At 62.0% G+C, this 23,833-nt stretch carries 22 protein-coding genes and 1 pseudogene; 18 read left to right on the top strand and 5 right to left on the bottom strand.

What is annotated here, in order from left to right; all coding sequences use genetic code 11:
- Window positions 1-35: 35 nt before the first annotated feature.
- From rseP to AC1RKI_RS23095, 9 genes and pseudogenes are all read left to right on the top strand, one after another.
- On the top strand, window positions 36-1,433 hold the full coding sequence (gene rseP / locus AC1RKI_RS23135; RefSeq protein ID WP_492797317.1) for an RIP metalloprotease RseP: 1,398 nt from the start codon (window positions 36-38) through the stop codon (window positions 1,431-1,433).
- 160 nt (window positions 1,434-1,593) lie between these two features.
- A complete protein-coding gene (bamA, locus tag AC1RKI_RS23130) occupies window positions 1,594-3,903 on the top strand; it encodes an outer membrane protein assembly factor BamA (RefSeq protein ID WP_061958369.1) in 2,310 nt (769 codons plus the stop codon).
- A gap of 21 nt (window positions 3,904-3,924) precedes the next feature.
- A complete protein-coding gene (locus AC1RKI_RS23125) occupies window positions 3,925-4,455 on the top strand; it encodes an OmpH/Skp family outer membrane protein (RefSeq protein WP_061958370.1) in 531 nt (176 codons plus the stop codon).
- A gap of 48 nt (window positions 4,456-4,503) precedes the next feature.
- Complete coding sequence (gene lpxD / locus AC1RKI_RS23120; RefSeq protein WP_061958371.1) at window positions 4,504-5,610, top strand: UDP-3-O-(3-hydroxymyristoyl)glucosamine N-acyltransferase; 1,107 nt, start codon at window positions 4,504-4,506, stop codon at window positions 5,608-5,610.
- Entirely contained in the window at window positions 5,607-6,059 is a 453-nt protein-coding gene (fabZ, locus tag AC1RKI_RS23115) for a 3-hydroxyacyl-ACP dehydratase FabZ (protein WP_061958372.1), read from the top strand. The genes lpxD and fabZ overlap by 4 nt, the downstream gene beginning before the upstream one ends.
- Window positions 6,060-6,102: 43 nt before the next feature.
- Entirely contained in the window at window positions 6,103-6,906 is an 804-nt protein-coding gene (lpxA, locus tag AC1RKI_RS23110; RefSeq protein ID WP_061958373.1) for an acyl-ACP--UDP-N-acetylglucosamine O-acyltransferase, read from the top strand.
- Window positions 6,907-6,918: 12 nt separating this feature from the next.
- Window positions 6,919-8,127: a lipid-A-disaccharide synthase gene (lpxB, locus tag AC1RKI_RS23105; protein ID WP_492797320.1), complete on the top strand. Its 1,209-nt coding sequence runs from the start codon at window positions 6,919-6,921 to the stop codon at window positions 8,125-8,127.
- Window positions 8,127-8,702: pseudogene (rnhB, locus tag AC1RKI_RS23100) on the top strand (ribonuclease HII); the annotation flags it as partial. The gene lpxB and the pseudogene rnhB, both read left to right, overlap by 1 nt.
- 113 nt (window positions 8,703-8,815) lie before the next feature.
- Window positions 8,816-9,598 carry a TrmH family RNA methyltransferase gene (locus tag AC1RKI_RS23095; RefSeq protein WP_150979208.1) on the top strand — a complete coding sequence of 261 codons (783 nt, stop codon included), beginning with the start codon at window positions 8,816-8,818 and terminating at the stop codon, window positions 9,596-9,598.
- 96 nt (window positions 9,599-9,694) lie between these two features.
- Here the strand turns inward: AC1RKI_RS23095 and ppsR are convergent, their stop codons facing one another.
- Window positions 9,695-10,636: a posphoenolpyruvate synthetase regulatory kinase/phosphorylase PpsR gene (gene ppsR, locus AC1RKI_RS23090; RefSeq protein ID WP_223505749.1), complete on the bottom strand. Its 942-nt coding sequence runs from the start codon at window positions 10,634-10,636 to the stop codon at window positions 9,695-9,697.
- A 257-nt stretch (window positions 10,637-10,893) separates the two neighbouring features.
- Between ppsR and ppsA the strand changes: the two genes are divergently transcribed.
- From ppsA to AC1RKI_RS23070, 4 genes are all read left to right on the top strand, one after another.
- Window positions 10,894-13,278, top strand: coding sequence for a phosphoenolpyruvate synthase (ppsA, locus tag AC1RKI_RS23085; protein WP_061958376.1), 2,385 nt, complete (start codon window positions 10,894-10,896; stop codon window positions 13,276-13,278).
- Window positions 13,279-13,448: 170 nt separating this feature from the next.
- On the top strand, window positions 13,449-13,874 hold the full coding sequence (locus AC1RKI_RS23080) for an NfeD family protein (RefSeq protein WP_492797323.1): 426 nt from the start codon (window positions 13,449-13,451) through the stop codon (window positions 13,872-13,874).
- Window positions 13,875-13,959: 85 nt separating this feature from the next.
- Window positions 13,960-14,898, top strand: a complete 939-nt coding sequence (locus AC1RKI_RS23075; RefSeq protein WP_061958378.1) for an SPFH domain-containing protein — start codon at window positions 13,960-13,962, stop codon at window positions 14,896-14,898.
- 120 nt (window positions 14,899-15,018) lie between these two features.
- Entirely contained in the window at window positions 15,019-15,531 is a 513-nt protein-coding gene (locus AC1RKI_RS23070; RefSeq protein WP_492797325.1) for a GNAT family N-acetyltransferase, read from the top strand.
- A gap of 53 nt (window positions 15,532-15,584) precedes the next feature.
- Here the strand turns inward: AC1RKI_RS23070 and smpB are convergent, their stop codons facing one another.
- Window positions 15,585-16,037 carry an SsrA-binding protein SmpB gene (gene smpB / locus AC1RKI_RS23065; RefSeq protein ID WP_061958380.1) on the bottom strand — a complete coding sequence of 151 codons (453 nt, stop codon included), beginning with the start codon at window positions 16,035-16,037 and terminating at the stop codon, window positions 15,585-15,587.
- Window positions 16,038-16,213: 176 nt separating this feature from the next.
- Between smpB and AC1RKI_RS23060 the strand changes: the two genes are divergently transcribed.
- Window positions 16,214-16,654, top strand: coding sequence for a type II toxin-antitoxin system RatA family toxin (locus AC1RKI_RS23060; RefSeq protein ID WP_061958409.1), 441 nt, complete (start codon window positions 16,214-16,216; stop codon window positions 16,652-16,654).
- Window positions 16,638-17,003 carry an RnfH family protein gene (locus AC1RKI_RS23055; RefSeq protein WP_492797327.1) on the top strand — a complete coding sequence of 122 codons (366 nt, stop codon included), beginning with the start codon at window positions 16,638-16,640 and terminating at the stop codon, window positions 17,001-17,003. Before AC1RKI_RS23060 ends, AC1RKI_RS23055 begins: the two co-directional genes overlap by 17 nt.
- A 52-nt stretch (window positions 17,004-17,055) precedes the next feature.
- On the opposite strand, the gene AC1RKI_RS23050 is transcribed toward AC1RKI_RS23055, so the two are convergent.
- Entirely contained in the window at window positions 17,056-17,625 is a 570-nt protein-coding gene (locus AC1RKI_RS23050) for a DUF4124 domain-containing protein (protein WP_150979203.1), read from the bottom strand.
- A 94-nt stretch (window positions 17,626-17,719) separates the two neighbouring features.
- Window positions 17,720-18,679, bottom strand: a complete 960-nt coding sequence (locus AC1RKI_RS23045; protein WP_492797328.1) for a DMT family transporter — start codon at window positions 18,677-18,679, stop codon at window positions 17,720-17,722.
- A gap of 112 nt (window positions 18,680-18,791) precedes the next feature.
- Here AC1RKI_RS23045 and guaB point away from each other — a divergent pair, with 112 nt between their 5' ends.
- The 3 genes from guaB to guaA all read left to right on the top strand — a co-directional run bounded on the left by guaB (window position 18,792) and on the right by guaA (window position 22,608).
- The gene (gene guaB / locus AC1RKI_RS23040; protein ID WP_492797330.1) at window positions 18,792-20,255 is read left to right on the top strand and encodes an IMP dehydrogenase; all 1,464 of its coding nucleotides are present in this window, start codon (window positions 18,792-18,794) and stop codon (window positions 20,253-20,255) included.
- Window positions 20,256-20,348: 93 nt separating this feature from the next.
- Complete coding sequence (locus AC1RKI_RS23035; RefSeq protein WP_492797332.1) at window positions 20,349-21,014, top strand: hypothetical protein; 666 nt, start codon at window positions 20,349-20,351, stop codon at window positions 21,012-21,014.
- Window positions 20,989-22,608 (top strand): glutamine-hydrolyzing GMP synthase, encoded by a 1,620-nt coding sequence (gene guaA, locus AC1RKI_RS23030; protein WP_150979200.1) that lies wholly within the window; start codon window positions 20,989-20,991, stop codon window positions 22,606-22,608. The genes AC1RKI_RS23035 and guaA overlap by 26 nt, the downstream gene beginning before the upstream one ends.
- 197 nt (window positions 22,609-22,805) lie before the next feature.
- Here guaA and AC1RKI_RS23025 read toward each other — a convergent pair whose 3' ends face one another.
- Complete coding sequence (locus AC1RKI_RS23025) at window positions 22,806-23,723, bottom strand: LysR family transcriptional regulator (RefSeq protein WP_492797335.1); 918 nt, start codon at window positions 23,721-23,723, stop codon at window positions 22,806-22,808.
- Between the last annotated feature and the right edge of the window lie 110 nt (window positions 23,724-23,833).

The raw sequence follows: 23,833 nt of genomic DNA, 5'->3' as shown, positions 1-23,833 counted from the left end.
TGCGGCGCGGCCGGATCTGGAAAGGGTGAATTGCCATGCAAACCGTTATCGCGTTCGTCGTCGCCCTCTGCATCCTGATCTTCGTGCACGAGATGGGGCACTACCTGGCCGCGCGCGCGTGCGGCGTCAAAGTGCTCCGCTTTTCGATCGGTTTTGGCCGGCCCCTGGCGCGCTGGGTCAGCAAGGGGCGTGACCGCACGGAATGGACGCTGGCCGCGATTCCGCTCGGCGGCTACGTCAAAATGCTCGACGAGCGCGAGCGGGACCCCGAAACCGATCCGCCCATCGACGCCGCTGAGCTGCCACGCGCGTTCAACCGGCAACCGGTCGGCAAGCGTTTTGCGATCGTGGCGGCCGGCCCGCTGGCGAATTTCGCGCTGGCCATCGCGCTGTATATGGTGTTGTTCGCCGGTGGGGTGCGGGAGCCCGTGCCCGAGCTTGCCGCGCCGGCGGCGGGCACCGTGGCTGCGCAAGGCGGCGTGCGCGACGGCGACACCGTGCTGTCCCTGGCAGCCAATGGCCAGGAAGAAGCCGTGCGGTCCTGGAATGACCTGCGCATGGCGATTTTTTCGCGCGGGTTCGGCGATACCAGCGCCACCTTGCGCGTGCGCGGCAGCGATGGCGGAGAGCGCGATGTCGCTCTGGGCCGCCTGCCGGACACGGGAAGCAATCCGGAGATCGATCCGCTCGCCACGCTGGGCCTGGCGCTCAAGGGCGGCCCGGTCACCATTACCGAAATCGTGCCCGATTCCGCGGCCCAGCGGGCCGGGCTGAAAGCCGGCGATACGATCGTCGCCTGGCAGGGCCAGCCCTTGACACAAGCCGGTGACCTGATTCGCGGCGTGCGCGCCCGGCCGGGCCAGGACGTCGTACTGGGCATCGAGCGCGCCGGGCAACGGTTGAACGTCACAGTCAAGCTGGACGCCTCCGCCGGCGGCAAGCCTGACCAGAGCGGCGCGCCGGCAGCCACGGTGGGCAAGCTCGGCGCCGCGCTGAATCAGGCCGTGCGGACCGAGATCGTGCGATATCCGCTGGTACAGGCACTGGCGCGCGCGACGGACCAAGTCTGGAGCACCAGCGTCCTGTCGTTGAAACTGCTCGGCAAGATGCTGGTGGGGCAGGCGTCCCTGCAGAATCTCAGCGGTCCGCTGACCGTCGCCGACTACGCTGGACGCGCCGCCCATATGGGCTGGCAGCCTTTCATCAGCTTTCTTGCGCTGGTCAGTGTCAGCCTCGGTGTACTGAATTTGTTACCCATTCCGGTGCTGGATGGGGGGCATTTGCTGTATTATTGCGTGGAATTTTTGACTGGCAGGCCTGTACCAGACCACTGGCAAGCGATGCTGCAGAAGGTCGGCATCGCGTGCATCTTGCTCCTGACTTCACTCGCTTTGTTCAATGACGTCAGCCGACTGTTTCTTGCGCGCGGCTAGTTTCGCGCAGCCAGAAGCGTAAGTCGGCCGGGGGCAGTCGTATTCCGATGGGCATGTATCCATCGGAGCAGATCGGTACTGCCGGCATTATCAGGCGTAGCTGCAAATGGCATTGGAGCCATTACCCTGCATGAAATCGATGAGGAAGAGGGGATCGACTTTGATCAGAAATAAGCGCATCTCGCTGGGCTTGCTGACGAGTGCCATTATCGCGGCGTGGAGCCCGGCGGGCTGGGCCGCGGATCCGTTTGTGGTCAAGGACATTCGCGTTGAAGGCCTGCAGCGCGTGGAACCGGGTACCGTGTTCGGTTATCTCCCGGTTCGCGTCGGCGAAACCTTCACCGACGACAAGGGCGCCGACGCGATTCGCGCCCTCTACAATACCGGCTTCTTCAAGGACGTGCAGATCCGCGCCGAGGACGGCGTGCTGGTGGTGCAGGTGGAGGAACGCCCGGGCATCTCGCAGCTCGAGTTCGTCGGCATCAAGGAATTCGACAAGGACACGCTGCGCCGTTCCCTGCGGGCCGTCGGCGTGGCCGAGGCGCGTTACTACGACAAGGCGCTGATCGACAAGGCCGAGCAAGAGCTGAAGCGCCAGTATGTGGCGCGCGGCTACTATGCCGCCGAAGTGCAGACCACGGTGACGCCGGTCGACCGCAATCGCGTCTCGGTCGTCTTCAATGTGGAAGAGGGCCCGGTCGCCAAGATCCGCCAGATCAATATCGTCGGCAACAAGGCTTTCAAGGAAAGCACGCTGCGCGACGAAATGCAGCTGTCCACGCCCAACTGGCTGTCCTGGTACACCAAGAACGATCTTTACTCGAAGCAGAAGCTCACGGCCGACCTGGAAGCGCTGCGTTCGTACTACCTCAATCGCGGTTATCTGGAATTCCAGATCGAGTCGACTCAAGTCTCGATCACGCCGGACAAGAAGGATATCTACCTGACGTTGAATATCAACGAAGGCGAGCAGTTCAAGGTATCCGACATCCGTCTGGCGGGCGAACTGCTGGGCAAGCAGGAGGAAATGGAGAAACTGCTGCAGTTGAAGAAGGGCGATATTTTCTCGTCCGAGAAACTCACTGCCAGCACGAAATCGATCACCGACCTGCTTGGCACCTACGGCTACGCTTTCACGACGATCAACCCGCAGCCGCAAATCGACAAGGAAAAGCGCGAGGTTGCGCTAACGCTGATGGTCGATCCGGGACGCCGCGTGTATGTGCGCCGCGTAAACGTGGTCGGCAACAGCAAGACGCGCGACGAGGTGGTGCGTCGGGAAATGCGCCAGATGGAAAGCTCCTGGTTCGATAGCGAGAAGCTCACGCAATCGCAGGCGCGTATCAATCGTACCGGCTATTTCACCGACACCAACATTACGACCGAGGACGTGCCCGGCGCGCCCGATCAGGTCGACGTGAACGTGAACGTTACCGAAAAGCCGACCGGCCAGATCAGCTTGGGTCTCGGTTTTTCGTCGACCGACAAGCTCGTGCTGCAGGCGGGTCTGCGTCAGGACAACGTGTTCGGTTCGGGTACGAGCCTGGGCCTCGATGTCAACACGGCCAAGTCGTTCCGTACTATTGCGCTGACCCAGTACGATCCGTATTTCACCGTGGATGGCATTAGCCGTTCGACGGATATCTACTACCGTACGTCGCGCCCGTTGTATTACACCGGCGACGAGGACTACAAGATCGTTTCGGCCGGCGGCGGCTTCAAGTTTGGTGTGCCGTTCTCTGAAAACGACACGGTGTTCTTCGGCATCGGTTACGAGCGTACGCAGGTGTACACCTCGACCAATACGCCGAGCCAGTACACGGCGTGGCTGCAGAAGGTGGGCAAGGCCAGCGGCGATCCGATCAACAACTTCCCGTTCACGATCGGCTGGGCGCGTGACCGTCGCGACAGCGCACTGATCCCGACCAAGGGCCCCTACACCCAGGCCAACCTGGAAATCGGCGTGCCCGGCGGCGATACGCAGTACTATCGCGCCAGCTTCCAGCAGCAGTATTTCTATCCGCTCTCGAAAGCCTTCACGCTGGCGTTCAACGGCGAAGTGGCCTACGGTCATGGCTACGGCAACACGCCGTTCCCGGTGTTCAAGTACTTCTACGCCGGCGGTATCGGGTCGGTGCGCGGTTACCAGACCAGCACGCTGGGACCGAAGGACCAGAATGGCAACCCGGTGGGCGGTGCCTCGAAGATGATCGGTAACGTGGAATTCGTGTTCCCGCTGCCGGGCTCGGGTGTCGATCGCACGCTGCGCCTCTTTACATTCTTCGATTTCGGTAACGTCTATCAGGAAGGTGCGCCGCTTTCGTTCAGCGATTTGAAGTACTCGACTGGTTTCGGTATGTCGTGGCTGTCGCCAATCGGCCCGCTCAAGGTCAGCATGGGTTTCCCGCTGAAGAAGGACGAGAACGACAAGGTTCAACGCTTCCAGTTCCAGATCGGTACCGCGTTCTGATCCCCAAAAAGGATTTGTTTGATGAAACTCCATACTCCATTGATGAAATCCCTGAGCGCGGCCGCGCTGGCCGCTGCGGCCTTTTGCGTGGCAGCCCCGGCGATGGCGCAGGAGGCTCGTATTGCCGCGGTGAACTCGGAACGTATTCTGCGTGACTCGCAGCCCGCCAAGGCGGCGCAGGTCAAGCTTGAGCAGGAGTTTTCCAAGCGTGACCGCGAGTTGCAGGACATGGCGCAGAAGATCAAGGCCATGGCGGACAAGCTGGACAAGGACACTGCCGTACTGGCGGATTCCGATCGGCAGCGCCGTCAGCGCGAGGTGGCCGATCTCGACCGCGAATTCCAGCGCAAGCAGCGCGAATTCCGCGAGGACCTGAACCAGCGCCGCAACGAAGAACTGGCGCAGGTTCTGGAACGCGCCAACCGCGTGATCCGCCAACTGGCCGAGCAGCGCAAGTACGACCTGATTGTGCAGGAAGCCGTTTATGTGAACCCTCGCATCGACATCACGGACGACGTGATGAAGGCGCTCAATAGCGGCTCGGGCAAGTAAGCGGCGACGCACTGGTCTCTCGCTTACGTTTTTCAAGGAAGTACTGCCATGAAGACACCCACACTGGGTCAGCTCGCCACCGAGAACGGCGCGCAGGTTGTGGGTGATCCCGACCTGGCTGTGAGCGGCCTGGCGCCGCTCGACCAGGCTGGTCCAGGCGATCTTTCGTTTCTTTCGAATCCCCTGTACCTGACACAGGCGCTGGCATCGAAGGCCGGCGCCATTATCGTGTCGCCTTCGGATCTCGACCGCATTCGTGCCGAAGGGACGTCCGACGGCCGCAACTGGCTGATCGCGCGTAATCCGTACGTGTGTTTCGCGCGTGTCGCGCAGCGTTTCGATCGTGAGGCGAATACCGACCCGCGTGTGGGCATCGACCCGCGCGCCAGCGTAGCCGCCGATGCATCGGTGCCCGCATCCTGCTTTGTCGGCCCCAATGTCGTCATTGAAGCCGGCGCCAAGCTGGGCGAACGTGTGCGGATTCTGGCAAATGCCTTTATCGGCGCAGGCGCGGAGATCGGCGAAGATACGCTCATCTACGCAAACGTTTCTGTCTATCATCGTTGCGTGGTCGGTGCGCGCAACATCCTGCACAGCGGGGCGGTGATCGGTGCGGACGGCTTTGGTTTTGCGCCCGATATCGGTCCGACTGGAGTCGAGTACGTCAAGATCCCGCAGGTCGGCCGGGCCGTGCTGGGCAACGACGTGGAAATCGGGGCGAACACCTGCGTGGACCGTGGGGCGATGGCAGACACCGTGATCGAGGACGGGTGCAAGATCGATAACCAGGTGCAGATTGCGCACAACGTGCATGTCGGCGCGCATACGGTCATCGCGGGTACGGCGGCAGTTTCGGGCAGCACGAAGATCGGCAAGTTCTGTGTGATCGGGGGCGCCGCCAATTTTTCCGGCCATTTGAATATCGCCGACCGAACCACGGTTTCGGGCGGCACGTCGATTACCAAATCGATTACAAAGCCCGGTGGGCATTTCACAAGCGTCTTTCCATTCACGTCTCACGGCGAATGGGAGCGCAATGCCGCCATCGTGCGCGGCTTGTCGAAGTTACGCGAGCGAGTCGTTCAACTGGAGCGTCGGCTACGCGGCGCATCCACCGGGGCCAATAGCAAACAAGACGAAGAGAAATCATCATGACAGCCTCCGACATCGACATCCGCAAGATCCTTAAGCTGCTACCGCATCGGTATCCGATCCTGCTGGTTGACCGCGTGCTGGAATTTGAACCGCAGAAGCGGATCAAGACCCTGAAGAACGTGACGATCAACGAGCCGTACTTCATGGGGCATTTTCCGGAACAACCGGTAATGCCCGGCGTCATGATTCTGGAAGCGCTGGCCCAGTCGGCAGGACTGCTGACGTTCGGTGCCGACATGGAGCGCAAGGAAGGCGCGCTGTATTACTTCGTCGGTATCGACGGCGCGCGTTTCAAGCGTGTCGTTTATCCCGGCGATCAGCTGCATTTGAACGTGACCGTCGAGCGCTATATTCGCGGCATCTGGAAATTCAAGGCCAGCGCCACCGTGGACGGCGAGGTGGCGTGCGAAGCCGAACTGATGTGCACGGTCAAGCAAGCCGAAGCCTGATGCGCTGCATCGAGCAGAACCGAGACACCACAGGACACGACGTATGACGCAAATCCATCCCACCGCACTGGTCGATCCGAAGGCTGAACTCGCTTCCGATGTGGAAGTCGGTCCGTTTTCGATCGTCGGCCCCAATGTGCGGATTGGCAGCGGCACGCGAATCGGCTCGCACTCCACGATCGAAGGCCACACCACGATTGGGGAAGGGAACCGCATCGGCCCGTACGCGTCGGTGGGCGGCGTTCCGCAGGACATGAAATACGCCAACGAGCCCACCCGACTCGAGATTGGCGATCGCAATACGATCCGGGAATTCACGACCATTCATACCGGCACGGTCCAGGACCGCGGCGTCACCAGCCTGGGCCATGACAACTGGATCATGGCCTACGTGCATATTGCGCACGACTGCCGCGTGGGAAATCACACGGTCTTTTCGAGCAATGCGCAGATTGCCGGTCACGTCGAGGTTGGCGACTGGGCGATCCTTGGTGGCATGAGCGGCGTGCATCAGTTTGTGCGGATCGGTGCGCACGCCATGCTGGGCGGCGCGTCGGCGCTGGTCCAGGACGTGCCGCCGTTCGTGATCGCGGCGAGCGACAAGAGCGGTAACAAGGCCACGCCCCATGGCATCAATGTCGAAGGTCTGCGTCGGCGCGGTTTCGATGCGGCGCAGATCGCCGCGCTGCGGCAGGCTTACAAGCTGCTGTACAAATCGGATTTGAGCTTCGACGATGCGCGCCAGGAAATTTCGGCGCTGCTGGGCCAGTCGGACGCCGTCACCGCTGCGCCGCTGCAGTCGTTCGTGGAATTTCTGTCCGCGACGCAGCGCGGCATCGTTCGCTGATCCGCGCCGGACATGATTGACGCCGCCGTCCAGGCCGCGCTTCCCGCGGAAGTGGAAGCCAACGTGAACAAACGCGGCAAGATTGCCATGGTGGCCGGCGAGGCCTCCGGCGATCTGCTGGCTTCGCTACTTTTGGAAGGGCTGCACGCGCGACTCGGCGACTCGGTGGAGTTCGCCGGCATTGGCGGACGTCGCATGCAGGCGCAGGGCTTTGTCTCGCATTGGCCGATGGAAACGCTGTCGGTCAATGGTTATGTCGAAGTGCTCGGGTCGCTGCGCGAAATTCTTGCCACGCGCCGCGCGATTCGCGAGCAATTGCTGGCGCAGCCGCCATTGTGTTTCATCGGTGTCGACGCGCCCGATTTCAATTTCGGGCTGGAAGTGCCGCTGCGGCGCGCGGGGATCCCGGTCGTGCATTTTGTCAGCCCTTCGATTTGGGCTTGGCGGGCCGGTCGTATTCGCACCATTGCGCGCGCCGTCGACCATATTCTTTGTCTGTTTCCGTTTGAGCCGGAAATCTATGCCAAGGCTGGAATTCCGGCTACTTATGTCGGTCATCCGCTGGCTGACGTAATTCCAATGGTGCCCGACGTGGCCGGCGCCCGTGCAAAACTGGGATTGCCGGAAGGCAAGCGAATCGTCGCGGTATTACCCGGTAGCCGCCAGTCCGAAGTCCGCAATCTTGGCGCCACGTTTTTCGATGCCATGGCGCGCATGCAGCGCATGGACGGCAATCTGGCATTCGTGTTGCCCGCTGCCAATGCTGCATTGCGCGAAATCGTGCAAGAGCTGCACGCGCGCTATCCCGAGATCGCGCTGACGATTGTGGATGGACAGTCGCACCTGGCGATGGAATCTTCGGATGTCGTGCTGCTCGCAAGCGGCACCGCAACGCTGGAAGCCGCGCTGTACAAAAAGCCCATGGTCATTTCGTACAAGGTGCCCTGGCTGACTGCGCAGATCATGAAGCGGCAGGGTTACCTTCCTTACGTCGGACTGCCTAATATCCTTTCAGGGCGTTTTGTCGTCCCGGAGCTGTTGCAGGATGACGCAACGCCGGAGGCACTGGCGCGCGAAACGCTTTTGCAACTGAATGACGAAGGGAATATCGCCTTTCTGCGCGAACATTTCACCGCGATGCATGAAACGCTGAAACGGGACACCGCTAATCTGGCTGCGGGCGTGGTCGTCGATCTAATGCGTGCCCGGGGAGTGCGCTGATGCCGCGTGCAAAATCCGATGAATCGCCACAAATGGGGTTGGAACTGACGCAGACGGTCGCCGTCATTCAACACCTGTGCGGCGTGGACGAAGCGGGGCGCGGACCGCTTGCCGGTCCCGTTTATGCGGCAGCGGTCGTATTGAATCCCAAACGGCAGATTCGCGGTCTGGCCGATTCGAAAATCCTGACGGCGGCCAAGCGCGAGAGCCTGTTCGAGCGGATTTGCGAACATGCGCTCGGGTGGCATATTGCCTTCGCCACGGTTGAGGAAATCGATTCGATCAATATTCTTCACGCCTCGATGCTGGCCATGCAGCGCGCGGTGCAGGGCCTTGCCGCCAGCGGTGTTATTCCCGATCTGGTACAGGTGGATGGCAATCGCTGCCCGCAAGTGGCATATCCGGTCGAGGCAATTGTCAAAGGCGACGCCAAGGTGCGGGCGATTTCCGCGGCATCGATCCTGGCCAAGGTGGCGCGGGACCGTAATCTGCTCGCGCTGCACGAGGAATATCCGCAGTACGGATTCGATTCCCATTTTGGATATCCCACGCCGCAGCATTTTGCCGCGCTCGAGGAGCACGGCGCGACCCCGCATCACCGCCGCTCGTTTGCACCGGTGCGCATGGCGCTCGAAAGGGAACGCCTGTCGGGCATTCCGCAAGAAGCGCCGCCTTTTTGAGCACGTCCTTGAAGCACGTCACGTCGCGCGATAACGCGCTATTCAAGCATCTGAAGGCCCTGACGGGCTCCACGCATCAACGCCGCAAGGCGGGGCAGTCTGTGCTCGACGGCGTGCATCTTGCGCAGGCCTACATCACGGCGCTGGGCCAGCCGGTGAGCTGTATCGTTGGCGAACGTCACTATGATCATGCCGAGGTGCGCCCGCTGCTGGACCGGATCGATCCGGACAAGGTGGTCGTACTGGCCGATGCCCTGTTCGCGCAGATCAGCCCCGTCGCCAATGGTGTGGAGCTGATGCTTGTCATCGATACGCCCAGCGGGCACCTGCCGGCAACGATCGACACGGATTGCATCATCCTTGATGGCGTTCAGGATGCGGGCAACGTCGGGTCGATTTTGCGCAGCGCGGCCGCGGCTGGGATACCGCACGCATTCCTGACCACGGGCTGCGCTTTCGCCTGGTCTGTCAAGACGCTGCGCGCTGGCATGGGTGCAAATTTCCATTTGAACATCGTCGAGCACTGCACGCTGGACATGCTGGAAAGCCGCCTGCGCGTGCCGCTTCTGGCCACGTCGTCACATGCCGACGCAGCTGTCTTCGATACCGACCTGCGCCAACCGCTGGGCTGGGTGGTCGGCAACGAAGGGTCCGGTGTGAGCGAGGAATGGATGGCCCGCGTTGCGCGCACCGTCGGCATTCCTCAGCCAGGCGGCCTGGAATCGCTGAACGTTGCCGCCGCAACGGCGGTGTGCCTGTTCGAAACGGTGCGCCAGCGCCGGGCAGGATAATCGCGCGCTTTTGGCGCAGGCGCGCTGCCGGCCTCCGTCGCAATTATCTGTCGGTGCCACCGTAAGACGATTCGGATAATACGGTGGACAGGCCGGTCAGTAATTGTCGCGGTCGACCTTGATTTCCTGGAGGATCGTGGTGGCAATTTCCTCGATCGACTTATGGGTCGAGGATAACCATTTGATGCCCTCGCGACGCATCATTGCCTCGGCTTCATTCACTTCGTAGCGGCAGTTTTCCAGCGCAGCATATTTGCTGCCGGGACGCCGCTCGTTACGGATTTCCGTCAGCCGTTGCGGATCGATCGACAAGCCGAAAATCTTGGGCTTGAACGCATAGAGCGCCGAGGGCAGGCGGCCGCGTTCGAAATCGTCGGGAATCAGCGGATAGTTGGCCGCCTTGAGGCCGTATTGCATGGCCAGATACAAACTCGTTGGCGTCTTGCCGCTGCGCGACACGCCTACCAGAATGACATCGGCTTCCTGCAGGTTCTTGTGCGATTGCCCGTCGTCGTGCGCCAGCGAGAAATTGATCGCTTCGATCCGGTTCTTGTAGGCCTCGGTATCCGCATTTTGGTGGAAGCGGCCAATCGCGTGGGTCGACTTCAGCCCCAGTTCCTTTTCGAGCGGTTCGATAAAGGTCTGGAACATGTCGAGAATCATGCCTTTGGCGCGCCGCATCGCCTTGTTCGATTCGGCATTGACCAGCGTGGTGAACACGATGGGCGGCACGCCTTCGTTATAGAACGCCTCGTTGATCTTGCCGACCGCCACATGTGCCTTATCCGGGGTGTCCACAAACGGCATGCGGACCTTGCGAAAGCGCATTTCGAACTGCGCCAGGATCGAATGGCTAAATGTCTCGGCGGTAATGCCCGTGCCATCGGAAACGATAAAGACCGTACGCACAGCAGGGCGATCGGCGCTCGCAATGGCCGGCGCAGGCGCGGCCGCTGGATTGCCGCTCACGTCCGGCGCAGTCTGGGATGGCGGGGTGGAAGCCGGTGGCAGTGCGTCGGGCGCGTCGGGCAGGGACATGTCTTAACAATAATTTGGAGCTGCCGCTGCGCGAAAGTGCGATGCGGCACGGTAGAATAGCGGCGATCTTTTGGCTAAGCAATTCCGCCAACGCCGGCCAGCCAACGATTTTCGGCCGGATTGTCGACAATGTGCATTGCAGCATCGGAGCTTTCCGATGGCAGTCGGAATTGCTCAGCCAAGCGATCCGCCGGGGGCAGAACTCCAACAACATACCGGTCGGTGCAAAAGATTTCTTACTTTGCTTTGAGGCTTTTATGACCAACCAGGTAGACAACGGCGCTTATGTGCTTCCGTTCGAAGAATTGCGCATGCAGGACGTGGAAACCGTCGGCGGCAAGAATTCTTCGCTAGGTGAAATGATCTCGCAACTGGCCGGCGCCGGCGTACGCGTGCCCGGCGGCTTTGCTACCACCGCGCTCGCTTTCCGCGATTTTCTTGCGCACAACAACCTGACCGCACGCATTTCGGATCGCCTCAAGGCGCTCGACGTGGACGACGTGAAGGCGCTTGCCGAAGCCGGCGCGGAAATCCGCCGCTGGGTCGTCGAGGCTCCGCTGCAGCCGCGTCTGGATGCGGAAATCCGCGAACACTACGCCCGTGTTTCGGTGCGCGAGGGTGCCGAGGCGTCGTTCGCGGTGCGCTCGTCGGCCACTGCCGAGGACCTGCCCGATGCGTCGTTTGCGGGCCAGCAGGAGTCGTACCTGAATGTGAGCGGTATCGATGACGTGCTGGACAAGATCAAGCACGTATTCGCCTCGCTCTACAACGATCGTGCCATTTCGTACCGCGTGCACAAGGGTTTTGCCCACGACGTGGTGGCGCTGTCTGCCGGTGTGCAGCGCATGGTCCGTTCGGACCTGGCCGCCTCGGGCGTGATGTTCACGATCGACACCGAGTCGGGCTTCCCGGACGTGGTCTTCATCACCTCCAGCTACGGCCTCGGTGAAACGGTGGTGCAGGGCGCGGTCAATCCGGACGAGTTTTACGTCTTCAAGCCGACGCTGGAAGCCGGCAAGTATCCGGTTATCCGTCGCTCGATCGGCTCCAAGCTGATCAAGATGGAATTCACCAAGCCTGGCGAAGCCGGCCGCGTGAAGACCGTCGACGTGCCACCCGAACTGCGCAACCGTTATTCGATTTCCGATGACGATGTCAGCGAGCTGGCGCGCTACGCGATGATCATCGAGAAGCATTATGGCCGCCCGATGGATATCGAATGGGGCAAGGACGGCAAGGACGGCAAGATCTACATCCTGCAGGCCCGTCCCGAGACCGTGAAGAGTCAGGCGGCCGGCAAGGCCGAGCAGCGCTTCAAGCTCAAGGGCACGTCCGCGGTGCTGACCAGCGGTCGCGCCATCGGCCAGAAGATCGGTACGGGCCCAGTGCGCGTCATCAACGACCCGTCGGAAATGGAACGCGTGCAGCCGGGCGATGTCCTGGTGGCCGACATGACCGATCCGAACTGGGAGCCGGTGATGAAGCGCGCGGCGGCGATCGTCACCAATCGCGGCGGCCGTACCTGTCACGCGGCGATCATTGCGCGCGAACTGGGCGTGCCTGCCGTGGTGGGCTGCGGCGACGCGACCGATCTGCTCAAGGACGGCACGCTGGTGACCGTGTCCTGCGCGGAAGGCGACGAAGGTCGGATTTACGACGGTCTGCTCGAGACCGAAGTGACGGAAGTCCAGCGCGGCGAGATGCCGGCGATTTCCACCAAGATCATGATGAACGTCGGCAATCCGCAGCTCGCTTTCGATTTTGCGCAGATTCCCAACGACGGCGTCGGCCTCGCGCGTCTCGAATTCATCATCAACAACAACATTGGCGTCCACCCGAAGGCCATTCTCGATTATCCGCAGGTCGACGCCGACCTGAAGAAGGCGGTCGAATCGGTGGCACGCGGCCACGCCAGTCCGCGTGCGTTCTATGTCGACAAGCTCGCCGAAGGGATCGCCACGATCGGTGCGGCGTTCTATCCGAAGCCGGTGATCGTGCGTCTGTCGGACTTCAAGTCGAACGAGTACAAGAAGCTGATCGGCGGTTCGCGCTATGAGCCGGACGAAGAAAACCCGATGCTGGGTTTCCGCGGCGCGTCGCGTTATATCGCTGACGATTTCGCCGAGGCCTTCGAAATGGAATGCAAGGCCATGAAGCGCGTGCGCGACGAAATGGGCCTGACCAACGTCGAAATCATGGTGCCGTTCGTGCGCACGCTTGGCCAGGCCGAGCGCGTGATCGAACTGCTGGCGAAGCACGGCCTGAAGCGTGGCGAAAACGGCCTGCGCATCATCATGATGTGCGAAGTGCCCTCCAACGCGATTCTGGCCGAGGAATTCCTGCAGTTCTTCGATGGTTTCTCGATCGGCTCTAACGACCTGACGCAGCTCACGCTGGGTCTGGATCGCGATTCGGGGATGGAACTGCTGGCAAAGGACTTCGACGAGCGCGATCCTGCGGTTCGTTTCATGCTGCAGCGCGCCATTTCCACGGCGCTGCGCCTGGACAAGTATGTCGGCATCTGCGGGCAGGGCCCTTCGGACCACCCGGACTTTGCCGCTTGGCTTGCCAAAGAGGGCATCAAGTCGATCTCGCTGAATCCCGATTCCGTGGTGGAAACCTGGCAGCAGCTGGCTTCCTAAGGCATTCCGCGTCACAATAGCAAGACACCACACCTGAGCGGCGCGCGGTCGAAAGACCAGCGCGCCGGCTGGCACCGGCCTCGTGGCAGGTGTTACCACTGCCCCCGCAGCGCCGTCGGCGTTACGCGGGGGTTTTTGTTTTTGCTGCTTGTTTCCAGGAAGGAAGCGAGATGACGTCGTACCATCTTTGGTTCGCTGCTGCAGTCGTGTTGGTCATCGCCGAGATGGCCACCGGAACCTTCTATTTACTGATGATCGCCTGCGGCGTCGTGGCAGGAGGCCTGGCCGCGATCCTGGGGCTCGATGTCCCGCTGCAGACCGTTGTGGCGGCGCTGGTTGCGCTGATTGCCATCGTTGCGCTGCGCCGCACGCGCTTCGGTAAGGTACGCCGGCGCGATGCGGCCACCGACCCTGGTGTCAACCTCGATATCGGTCAGGAAGTCGATGTTTCGGATTGGGATGACTATCGTCGTGCCCGCGTTCCTTACCGTGGGGCAGAATGGACGGTCGAGTTGGCCCCCGATGCTGATCCGGCCGCCGGGCGCTACCGGATCGTCGAGGTTCGTGGCGCTACGTTGATCGTTTCGCCGCTCTAGTGTGCATTCTCAACCCGCTGCTTTGGGCAGCGGGTTTTCAATTGCCATGCATGGCCGTTTGGGCCATTTTTCGACGGAGTCCCACATGCTTGCCTTTCAGCTCGGTCTGTTTCCGCTGATTCTGCTTATCGCCGCGATCGTGCTGATCGCCAAGTCGATCAAGATCGTTCCGCAACAGCATGCCTGGGTGCTCGAACGTCTCGGTCGCTACCACGCGACGCTGACGCCCGGACTTTCCATTGTCGTGCCATTTATCGACCGGGTGGCATACAAGCACATTCTCAAGGAAATTCCGCTCGATGTGCCCAGCCAGGTGTGTATCACGAAAGACAACACGCAATTGCAGGTCGATGGCGTGCTGTATTTCCAGGTAACCGATCCGATGAAGGCGTCGTATGGATCGAGCAATTTTGTGGTGGCCATCACGCAGCTCTCGCAAACCACGCTGCGCTCGGTGATCGGCAAGCTCGAGTTGGACAAGACTTTCGAGGAGCGCGAATTCATCAATCACAGCGTAGTGAACGCGCTCGACGAAGCAGCGGCAAATTGGGGCGTAAAAGTCCTGCGCTATGAGATCAAGGACCTGACGCCGCCGAAGGAAATCCTGCACGCGATGCAGGCGCAAATCACCGCAGAACGTGAAAAGCGCGCCTTGATTGCCGCATCGGAGGGCAAGCGCCAGGAGCAGATCAACCTCGCTTCGGGTGCGCGTGAAGCGGCCATTCAGAAATCCGAGGGCGAACGGCAGGCGGCGATCAACAAGGCGCAGGGCGAGGCGTCGGCTATTCTCGCAGTGGCCGAGGCAAATGCCCAGGCGATCGAAAAAATCGGTCACGCCATCCGCGGCGAAGGCGGTGCGGAAGCCGTCAACCTCAAGGTGGCCGAGGAATATGTGGCAGCCTTCGGCAATCTTGCCAAGCAGGGCAACACATTGATTGTGCCCGGCAATCTCGGGGAAATGAGTTCGATGATTGCGTCGGCCTTGCAGATTGCAAAGGGTCAGAAAGCGGACAAGGTGCTGTAGTCCCTTATCGTGTTTGCCAGAGCGCCCCGGCACTCCATGTATTGATCATGACAAGTCGCCCCCTTCATTGCAGGACATTTGAAGTTGAGACGTTTTCTTGATAGGTGCAGCGATCGTACGTTGACGCTGCATGTAGAACCGGAAATGGTATATGGCAAGAATCGGATGGGCAGCTTTATGCTGGTCGACGAGCAGCGCGACGATGCCGTAGGGGAGGTCAGTTTTAGAATCTGTCAGGCCGATTCGGAATTGTCGATCCAAAGAATCGACGTGTTTGGCCATAGCAATGCGGCTGACGCCCACAATCCTTTTCCCGGTGTGGGCCGATTACTGATGTACCTGGCTTGTCGCCACGCGTCGACGATGGGGCTTTCCACGCTCCGTCTGGTGGCCAAGGATTCGGCGATCGGTTTTTACACGCGCATGGGATTGCGAGCCGATGTTCATCGCCCGCCGCCGCGTATGCCGGCAATTCAATTTGTGGGTAACAAGCTAAATCGCGCTTGGCTGGACGCGTTCGACGATCATTTCAGTATGTCGAGGGATATCGACGAAATGACCAGCGAGATTTTCGCAGTGCTGTCGAATATTGAGGGGCTCGTCGCCGCGCAGTGGCAGGAAATCACGGCCTAGGCACCACGGCCAACCGGCGGCCGCGCTGCCAGCTTTACACCAGGCGGCCCACCTTATTCCTTCTCGCCGCCTTTCATGATCCGCGCCTTTTCCCGCTGCCAGTCCCGATTCTTCTCCGTTTCGCGCTTGTCGAATTGCTTCTTGCCCTTGCCCAGGCCGATCTCACATTTGACGCGTCCGCGCGTGTAATGCAGGTTCAGCGGCACCAGGGTGTAGCCGCGCTGTTCCACCTTTCCGATGAGTTTCTTGATCTCATCGGCCTTCAGCAGAAGCTTGCGGGTCCGAACGGGGTCCGGTTTTACGTGCGTCGATGCGCTTTGCAACGGGCTGATGTGGGCGCCGATCAGGTACATCTCGGCATTTCGCACGACGACGTAGCCTTCCTTGATCTGCACGCGGCCGGCGCGGATTGCCTTGACTTCCCAGCCCTCCAGAACGATCCCGGCCTCGTAGCGTTCTTCGATGAAGTAGTCGAAAAAGGCCTTCTTGTTGTCAGCGATCGTCATGCGGGAGGTGAGTTCCTAGGCAAGGTCGCCGCTCGTGGTCGAGCGGCCGGTGGTTCAGTGGCGTGATGCCGTGGTTGCCGCCCAGCGTGCCGCATCGGCCGCCGTCGGCTAAAATCATGATTTTAGCAAACCGCTCCGCCTCGGCCCAGACCGGACGGGGCCAGTTTCCCGAATACATGGCAGACGTCCATAAATCCGTCCTGCTCGGTTTCTCGGCCGAACAGATGTACGACCTGGTCACGCGCGTTGAAGACTATCCCAAGTTCCTGCCCTGGTGTGGCGGGGTGGAGATCTTCGAGCAGACCGACACGCTGCTCGACGCCAAGATTCACATTCATTTCAACGGCATCAAGCAGTATTTCCACACGCGCAACACGCAGGAACGGCCAACCCGTATCGATATGACGTTTGCTGACGGCCCTTTCAAGGCCTTCAACGGGACGTGGCGTTTCACGCCGCTGCGCGCGGATGCGTGCAAGATCGAATTCCACCTGCACTACGAGTTTTCCAGCGTCATTCTGGAGAAGATCATTGGCCCCGTGTTCAGCATGATCGCCAATACCTTTGTCGACGCCTTCGTGAAGCGAGCCGAGGTGGTCTATGCCAGCCAGTCCTGAAAGCGCCGACATTCGGCTATCGGTCTGCTACGCGCTGCCGGATGCGGTGTTCCTGCGCGAGATCGCGGTCGCGGCCGGTACGACGATCCTTGATGCCATCCAACTGAGCGGCTTGACGACAGCGCATCCGGAAGTCGATCCCACGGCGGCGCGGGTCGGCATCTACGGGAAGCTCAAGACGCTCGACACCATCGTGCGTGAGGGCGACCGGGTGGAGGTCTACCGGGCGCTCACTGCGGACCCAAAAACCGCGCGCCGCAAGCGTGTGCAGAAGGTGCGGCAGTCCGGTGTGCGCGAAGGCCAGAAGTGGCTGCGCCGCCGGGACGGAACCGGCGGACAGGGCGCCTGACACGCTTTTCCTGACGCCATTCCTGTTGGCGCGATCCAGTTGAAAAGTTGCGTCAGCCGCTGCAGGCCTGGTTCAGCGATTCATTGGCGCGGGCAAGTTCCGCTTCGCGTTCGGCGCCATCGAGACGTACCGGCGAACCATCCGGAGCGACACGCGACACCCGCAGGCCCTGGCTCAGACCCGTGGCGTAGTTGCGCATTTCCTCGCACTTTTGCTGCCGTGCCAATTGTTCGCGTTCCTTGGTTGCCGCTTCAAGATCGGCCTTGATACGCGCGTCGCGGCGTTCCCGGAACGCTTCGTCGGGATCGCTCGATTTCTCGGATTTTGGCTTTGCGCTGACGGGCTGCATGCGCGGCGCGTTGCCGGTCATCCTTGCGTCCGGTTTTGCGTTGGCATCCGCTTTGGCGTCGGTCCTGCCCGCTTCGTCCTCCAGCGGACGATATGCGCCCGCAAGCCGGCCCGGTGCGGAAATCACGGCGCGCTCGGGCACCGATGGCGGCGGCGGGACGTCACTGTAGACCGTCCGGCCGTTGGCGTCTTTCCATTGCCATTGCGCGAACGCGGCGGCCGGTGTGGCCAGGCTTGCGGCGATCAGCAGGTACAGCGCGGACGATCGTGTCATGGCGGGTGCAGGTGCAGTCGAGCGGGTTGTATGGTCCATCTGGCGCCAGTGGGGGGTGGACTTCGATGTGATCCCGCCAGCATCGCCTGCCAGTCTACTGAGACTTGTCGGTGGCGTGCAAGCGGACCGACCATGCCACGCCGACCATCAGCAACACAATGGCGGCGAGTTCCAGCGGCCGGGGCCAGCGGTGGTCGAACACAAAGCCGTATGCCAGCGCGAATAGCGTCTCGAACACGATCATCTGGCCGGAAAGCGTCAGGGGAAGGCGACGGCTTGAGATGTTCCAGAGATTGTTGCCAATAAGCGACGCACCGAGCGCAACGGCCGCGTTGACCATCCAGAACCAGCGCCAGTCGCGCCCGCTGTCAGCCGCGGTCAGCGCGTCGCCAAATAAGGCCCAGCCGATTGCGGCCAGCATCAGCGACACCAGTCCGGTCGACAGCCCGTACAGCGCGGACCATTCGTTGCCGCTGAAGTGCGGGTTGCGCTGCAGATATCGTGCGTTGTCCACCGCGTAGAGCGTCCAGCAAATCAGCGCGCCGACCGCGCACAGCACGCCCGCAATCTTCTGCCACACTGGGCGCGCGATTTCGCCGGCCGCGGCGCCGTGCGCAGCGCCTGCGCCGCCGAACAGGTCGATGTTGATGCAGGCAATGCCCGCGCCCACCACGAGCAGTGGTAGCGCAAGTCGTTGCAGCGGCACCGCGCCGTGGTCGCGCCGTCCCATCAGCGTCACGGAAATCGGCAGGATGCCGATGATCAGCGATGTCGGCCCCACACCCGCCAGCTGCACGCCGAATGCCAGCAGCACGTAGTAAAGCAGGTTGCCGGTAAAGGCCTGGCGCAGCAGGGCAGCGCAATCGGCGCGCGTCAGCTTGCGCGCGATCCGGCGCATCAGCGGCAGCGCCGCGACGAACGCCACCACCCCGTACGCCAGGTAGCGGCCGATCGCCAGTTCCCACGGCGAAAACACCGGCAGCAGCTTCGGTGCGATAAACACCATGCCCCAGAACGCGCCGGCCAGCAGGCCGCACAACACGCCAATTCCCATGCTCCGCCGATCCCGTTTGAAAAGGTGGCCGAGAATAGCAAAGGCCTTGCAGGAACGCATCAGCAAATCCTGCATTCCTGTATAATCTGCTTTTGCGCCTAGAGGATTCGCTATGCGTCTTGTCCAGAAAGCACTCACGTTTGATGATGTGCTGCTCGTCCCGGCCTATTCGGCCGTCCTGCCTCGGGATGTTTCCCTCCGCACCCGCCTGACCCGTTCGATCGAACTCAACATTCCGCTGCTGTCCGCCGCCATGGATACGGTGACGGAAGCGCGCCTGGCGATTGCCATGGCGCAGGCCGGCGGTATCGGTATCGTCCACAAGAACCTCAAGCCCGCCGATCAGGCCCGCGAAGTCGCGCGCGTAAAGCGTTACGAATCCGGCGTCCTGCGTGATCCGATCACCATTTCGCCCGACATGAAAGTGCGCGATGTGATCGCACTGTCGCAGCAGCATGGCATTTCGGGCTTTCCGGTGCTGGAAGGCAAGGCCGTCGTCGGCATTATCACCAACCGCGATCTGCGCTTCGAAGAAGAACTGGATGCGCCGGTGCGCGCCAAGATGACGCCGCGCGAAAAGCTCGTGACCGTGGCCGAAGGCGCGCCGCTGGACGAGGCCAAGCGGCTGATGAACCGCCACCGCCTGGAGCGCGTGCTGGTCGTCAACAGCGCGTTCGAACTGCGCGGCCTGATCACCGTGAAGGACATCCAGAAAGCCGTGGACAACCCGCTGGCCAGCAAGGATGCGCATGGTCAGTTGCGCGTGGGCGCCGCGGTCGGTGTGGGCCCGGACAACGACGAACGCGTCGAATTGCTGGTCAAGGCCGGCGTGGACGTGATCGTGGTCGACACGGCACACGGACATAGCCAGGGCGTGCTGGACCGCGTTCGCTGGGTCAAGCAGAACTTCCCGCAGGTCGAGGTGGTCGGCGGCAATATCGCCACCGGCGCCGCGGCACTGGCCCTGGTCGAGCATGGCGCCGACGGCGTCAAGGTCGGCATCGGCCCGGGCTCGATCTGCACCACGCGTATCGTGGCAGGCGTCGGCGTGCCCCAGATCACCGCGGTGTCCAACGTTGCCGAGGCGCTGAAGGGCACGGGCGTGCCGCTGATCGCCGATGGCGGCATCCGCTATTCGGGCGACGTGGCGAAGGCACTGGCGGCAGGCGCCCACACGGTGATGATGGGCGGCATGTTCTCGGGCACCGAGGAAGCGCCGGGCGAAGTGTTCCTGTTCCAGGGCCGTTCGTTCAAGAGCTACCGCGGCATGGGTTCGGTCGGTGCGATGAAGGACGGCGCAGCGGACCGCTACTTCCAGGAAGACAACACTGCCAACGTCGACAAGCTGGTGCCGGAAGGCATCGAAGGCCGCGTGGCCTACAAGGGTCCGGTGCAGGCGATCATCCACCAACTGACCGGCGGCATTCGCGCGTCGATGGGCTACTGCGGCGCAAGCTCGATTCCGCAATGGCACGAAACTTCCGAGTTCGTGCAGATCACTGCGGCCGGCATGCGCGAATCGCACGTGCATGACGTGCAGATCACCAAGGAAGCGCCGAACTACCATATCGATTGATTCGATCTGGCCCCGCCCGACAGGGCATCACGGCCGCGCTGGTTTCGTTGAAGTCGACGGGGCCGCGCGGCCGCGCCGCAATAAGGAGCGCCCATGAAGGTATTGCTGCGAGCCGTGCTGTTTTTCGATGCGCTGCTTCACTTGCTGCTCGGCATCCTGCTGCTGATGTCGCCTTTTTCCACGCTGTACGCCGCGCTGCAATTGCCCCCGGCCCAACCGGCCCTGTTCGGGCAGTTGCTGGGCGTGGCAACGATCGGCCTGTCATGGCTGCTGTTCCTGGCCACCATCAATGGCCAGCTGACGGTGCCCGTGGCCCGCTCGGTGGGCTATACCAATCTGGTCAGCGCCGTCATGATCGCTGTCTGGACGCTGTTCCTCGATATGCCCGTGCAGGGCGCCGGCAAGGTCTGGCTGCTCACGCTGGCCGCGATGATGCTGTTCTTCGCCATCGTGCAGATTCCATCTGCCAAGAAGGTGCGGCTGCGCGAGCGCGTGCTGGCCGACCAGGCCAAGGCCGAGCGCGACGCACGCGCAACTGCTGTCTACCATCCGAACGATGTCCGTGACGTCACCGACGTCGCCGATGTTGGCGCGGCCCGTCCGGCGCGCGCCAACGCATCCACCGTATCTCCCGAATACCGGCGCGAGCCGGTCATCACGCCGCCGCCCGGCTATGGTCCGGGCACCGAGGTGATGCCCGAACCCGATCCGGACGCACTGCCAACGGCTCATCATGCACGACAAAATCCTCATTCTTGATTTCGGCTCGCAAGTCACGCAACTGATCGCGCGCCGCGTTCGCGAAGCACACGTCTACTGCGAGATCCACCCCAACGACGTCAGCGACGAGTTCGTCCGCGAGTTCGCGCCCAAGGGCGTGATCCTGTCCGGCAGCCACGCCAGCACGTACGAAGACCATCAGCTGCGCGCGCCGCAGGCGGTGTGGGATCTCGGCGTGCCCGTGCTGGGCATCTGCTATGGCATGCAGACCATGGCCGTGCAGTTGGGCGGCAAGGTGGAATGGAGCGATTCGCGCGAGTTCGGCTACGCGGAAGTGCGCGCCCATGGCCATACCAATCTGCTCAAGGGCATCGAGGATTTCAGCACGCCGGAAGGTCACGGCATGCTCAAGGTCTGGATGAGCCACGGCGACAAGGTCACGGCGCTGCCCGATGGCTTCAAGCTGATGGCATCGACGCCGAGCTGCCCGATCGCCGGCATGGCCGACGAGGCGCGCGGTTATTACGCGGTGCAGTTCCACCCCGAAGTCACGCACACGTCGAAGGGCCGCGAGATGCTCGAGCGCTTCGTACTGCAGATCGCCGGTGCGAAGGCCGACTGGGTGATGCGCGACCACATCACCGAAGCCGTGCAAAAGATCCGCGAGCAGGTGGGCGATGAGGAAGTGATCCTGGGCCTGTCCGGCGGCGTCGATTCGTCGGTGGCGGCGGCGCTGATCCACCGCGCGATCGGCGACCAACTGACCTGCGTGTTCGTCGACCACGGCTTGCTGCGGCTCGACGAGGGCAAGATGGTGATGGACATGTTCGCGGGCCGCCTGCACGCGAAGGTCGTCCACATCGATGCTTCGGAACAGTTCCTGGGCCATCTGGCCGGCGTGACCGACCCCGAGCAGAAGCGCAAGATCATCGGCCGCGAATTCGTGGAAGTGTTCCAGGCCGAAGCCAAAAAGCTCAGCAATGCCAAATGGCTGGCGCAGGGCACGATCTACCCGGACGTGGTGGAATCGGGCGGCACCAAGACCAAGAAAGCCACCACCATCAAGAGCCACCACAACGTGGGCGGCCTGCCGGAGACCCTCGGCCTGAAGCTGCTGGAGCCGCTGCGCGACCTGTTCAAGGACGAAGTGCGCGAACTCGGCGTGGCGCTGGGCCTGCCGCCCGAGATGGTCTACCGCCATCCGTTCCCGGGCCCGGGCCTTGGCGTGCGGATCCTGGGCGAGGTCAAGCGCGATTACGCGGAACTGCTGCGCCGCGCGGACGCCATCTTCATCGAGGAACTGCGCAAGACCATCGCGACCGAGCAGGACGCCGCCGCGGGCCTGTGCGAGCCGCATCAGGTAGGCAAGAGCTGGTATGACCTGACCAGCCAGGCCTTCGCCGTGTTCTTGCCGGTCAAGTCGGTAGGCGTGATGGGCGATGGCCGCACGTACGATTACGTCGTGGCACTACGTGCCGTGCAGACCACCGATTTCATGACCGCACACTGGGCGCACCTGCCGTATGCGCTGCTCGGCCGCTGCTCGAACCGCATCATCAACGAAGTCCGCGGCCTGAACCGCGTCGTCTACGACGTATCGGGCAAGCCGCCTGCGACAATCGAGTGGGAGTGAAATCAGGTACTTCCGGGGCTATCGCCGGCTAGCGAAACAAGTCGGCGAGAAAGCCTGCCGTAAGAACCGGAGGCTGGGCTCAAAGAATTCCCGTCCACCGATTCCGAAGCGATTGCGGCACCGGCCGGAGGTTTGCCATTCCAAAAAAGGTCACTGTTTAGTGATCTTTTTTTTGTTTTCAAAGAAACCGGACGTCGTCACTGCGACCGTGGCCAATCACCGCTGGCCACGCGCGGCACCAGGCCGTGCAGACGTGACAGCACCAAACGGGCCGCTCGCGACAGCGGATGATGCTGGGTCAGCGCCAGGCTGATCGAGCGTGTCAGCCGCGGCTCGACGATTTCGGCCGCAGCCAGCTGTCCGGTGCCGATTTCACGATCCACGGCCAGTTCGGGCAGGATGGTCAGGGCGTGACCCGATAGCGCCACCTCCTTCATCGTATTGAGCGATTCCACTTCCAGTGCCACGTCCAGCGTCACGCCTTGCTGCCGGGCATGCTGGTCCAGGATCGAGCGCAAGCCATTGGGGGCGGGCGGCAATACCAGCGGCACGCCATCGAGCTGTCTGAAATCGACGGTGCGCCGGCTTGCCAGCGGATGGTCGGGTTTGCCGATCAGATAGGTTGTCACGTTGGCGAGCACGTCTTCGTTCTGGCGCGGACTGGGTCCGTAGCGGTTGATGACGGCCAGGTCGAGATGGCCGGAATCGAGCTGTTCGTCGAGCTGGCCGCTAAATCCCTCACTGACGCGCAGCCGCACACCCGGCGCGGTGATCTTCAGATCCTCAAACAGCGCCGGAATCAGCCGTCGGGTCATCGAAGGCAACACCCCGATCCGTACGACGCCAGTCGGCACGCCGGCCGCATTGCGCACCTCGTCATGCAAGCGTGCCGACTGCACCAGCAGCAGCTCGATTTCCGGCAAGACGCGCTTGCCGAATTCCGACAGGACCACGCCCCGTCCAGTCCGCTCGAACAGTCGGTCGCCCCATTCGGACTCGATCTGCGCAATCGCGCGGCTGACCAGCGATTGGGCGGTCCCCATCGCCCGCGCCGCGCGCGAGAGCGACCCAAGTTCGGCCACCAGCGCCACGGTTTCCAGCTGTTTTAGATTCATTTTCTGCAGCCATCCAAAAAATGGATATCAGGTATCGCAGACTATACGCTTTTGCGTCGGCTGAAGTCTCCCTACACTGCGGTCATCCCTCCATGGCAGAGAGGGGCGAC

It is taken from the genome of Cupriavidus sp. GW822-FHT06G04, from assembly GCF_058799075.1.
This window is presented reverse-complemented; position numbering and strand designations above follow the sequence as displayed.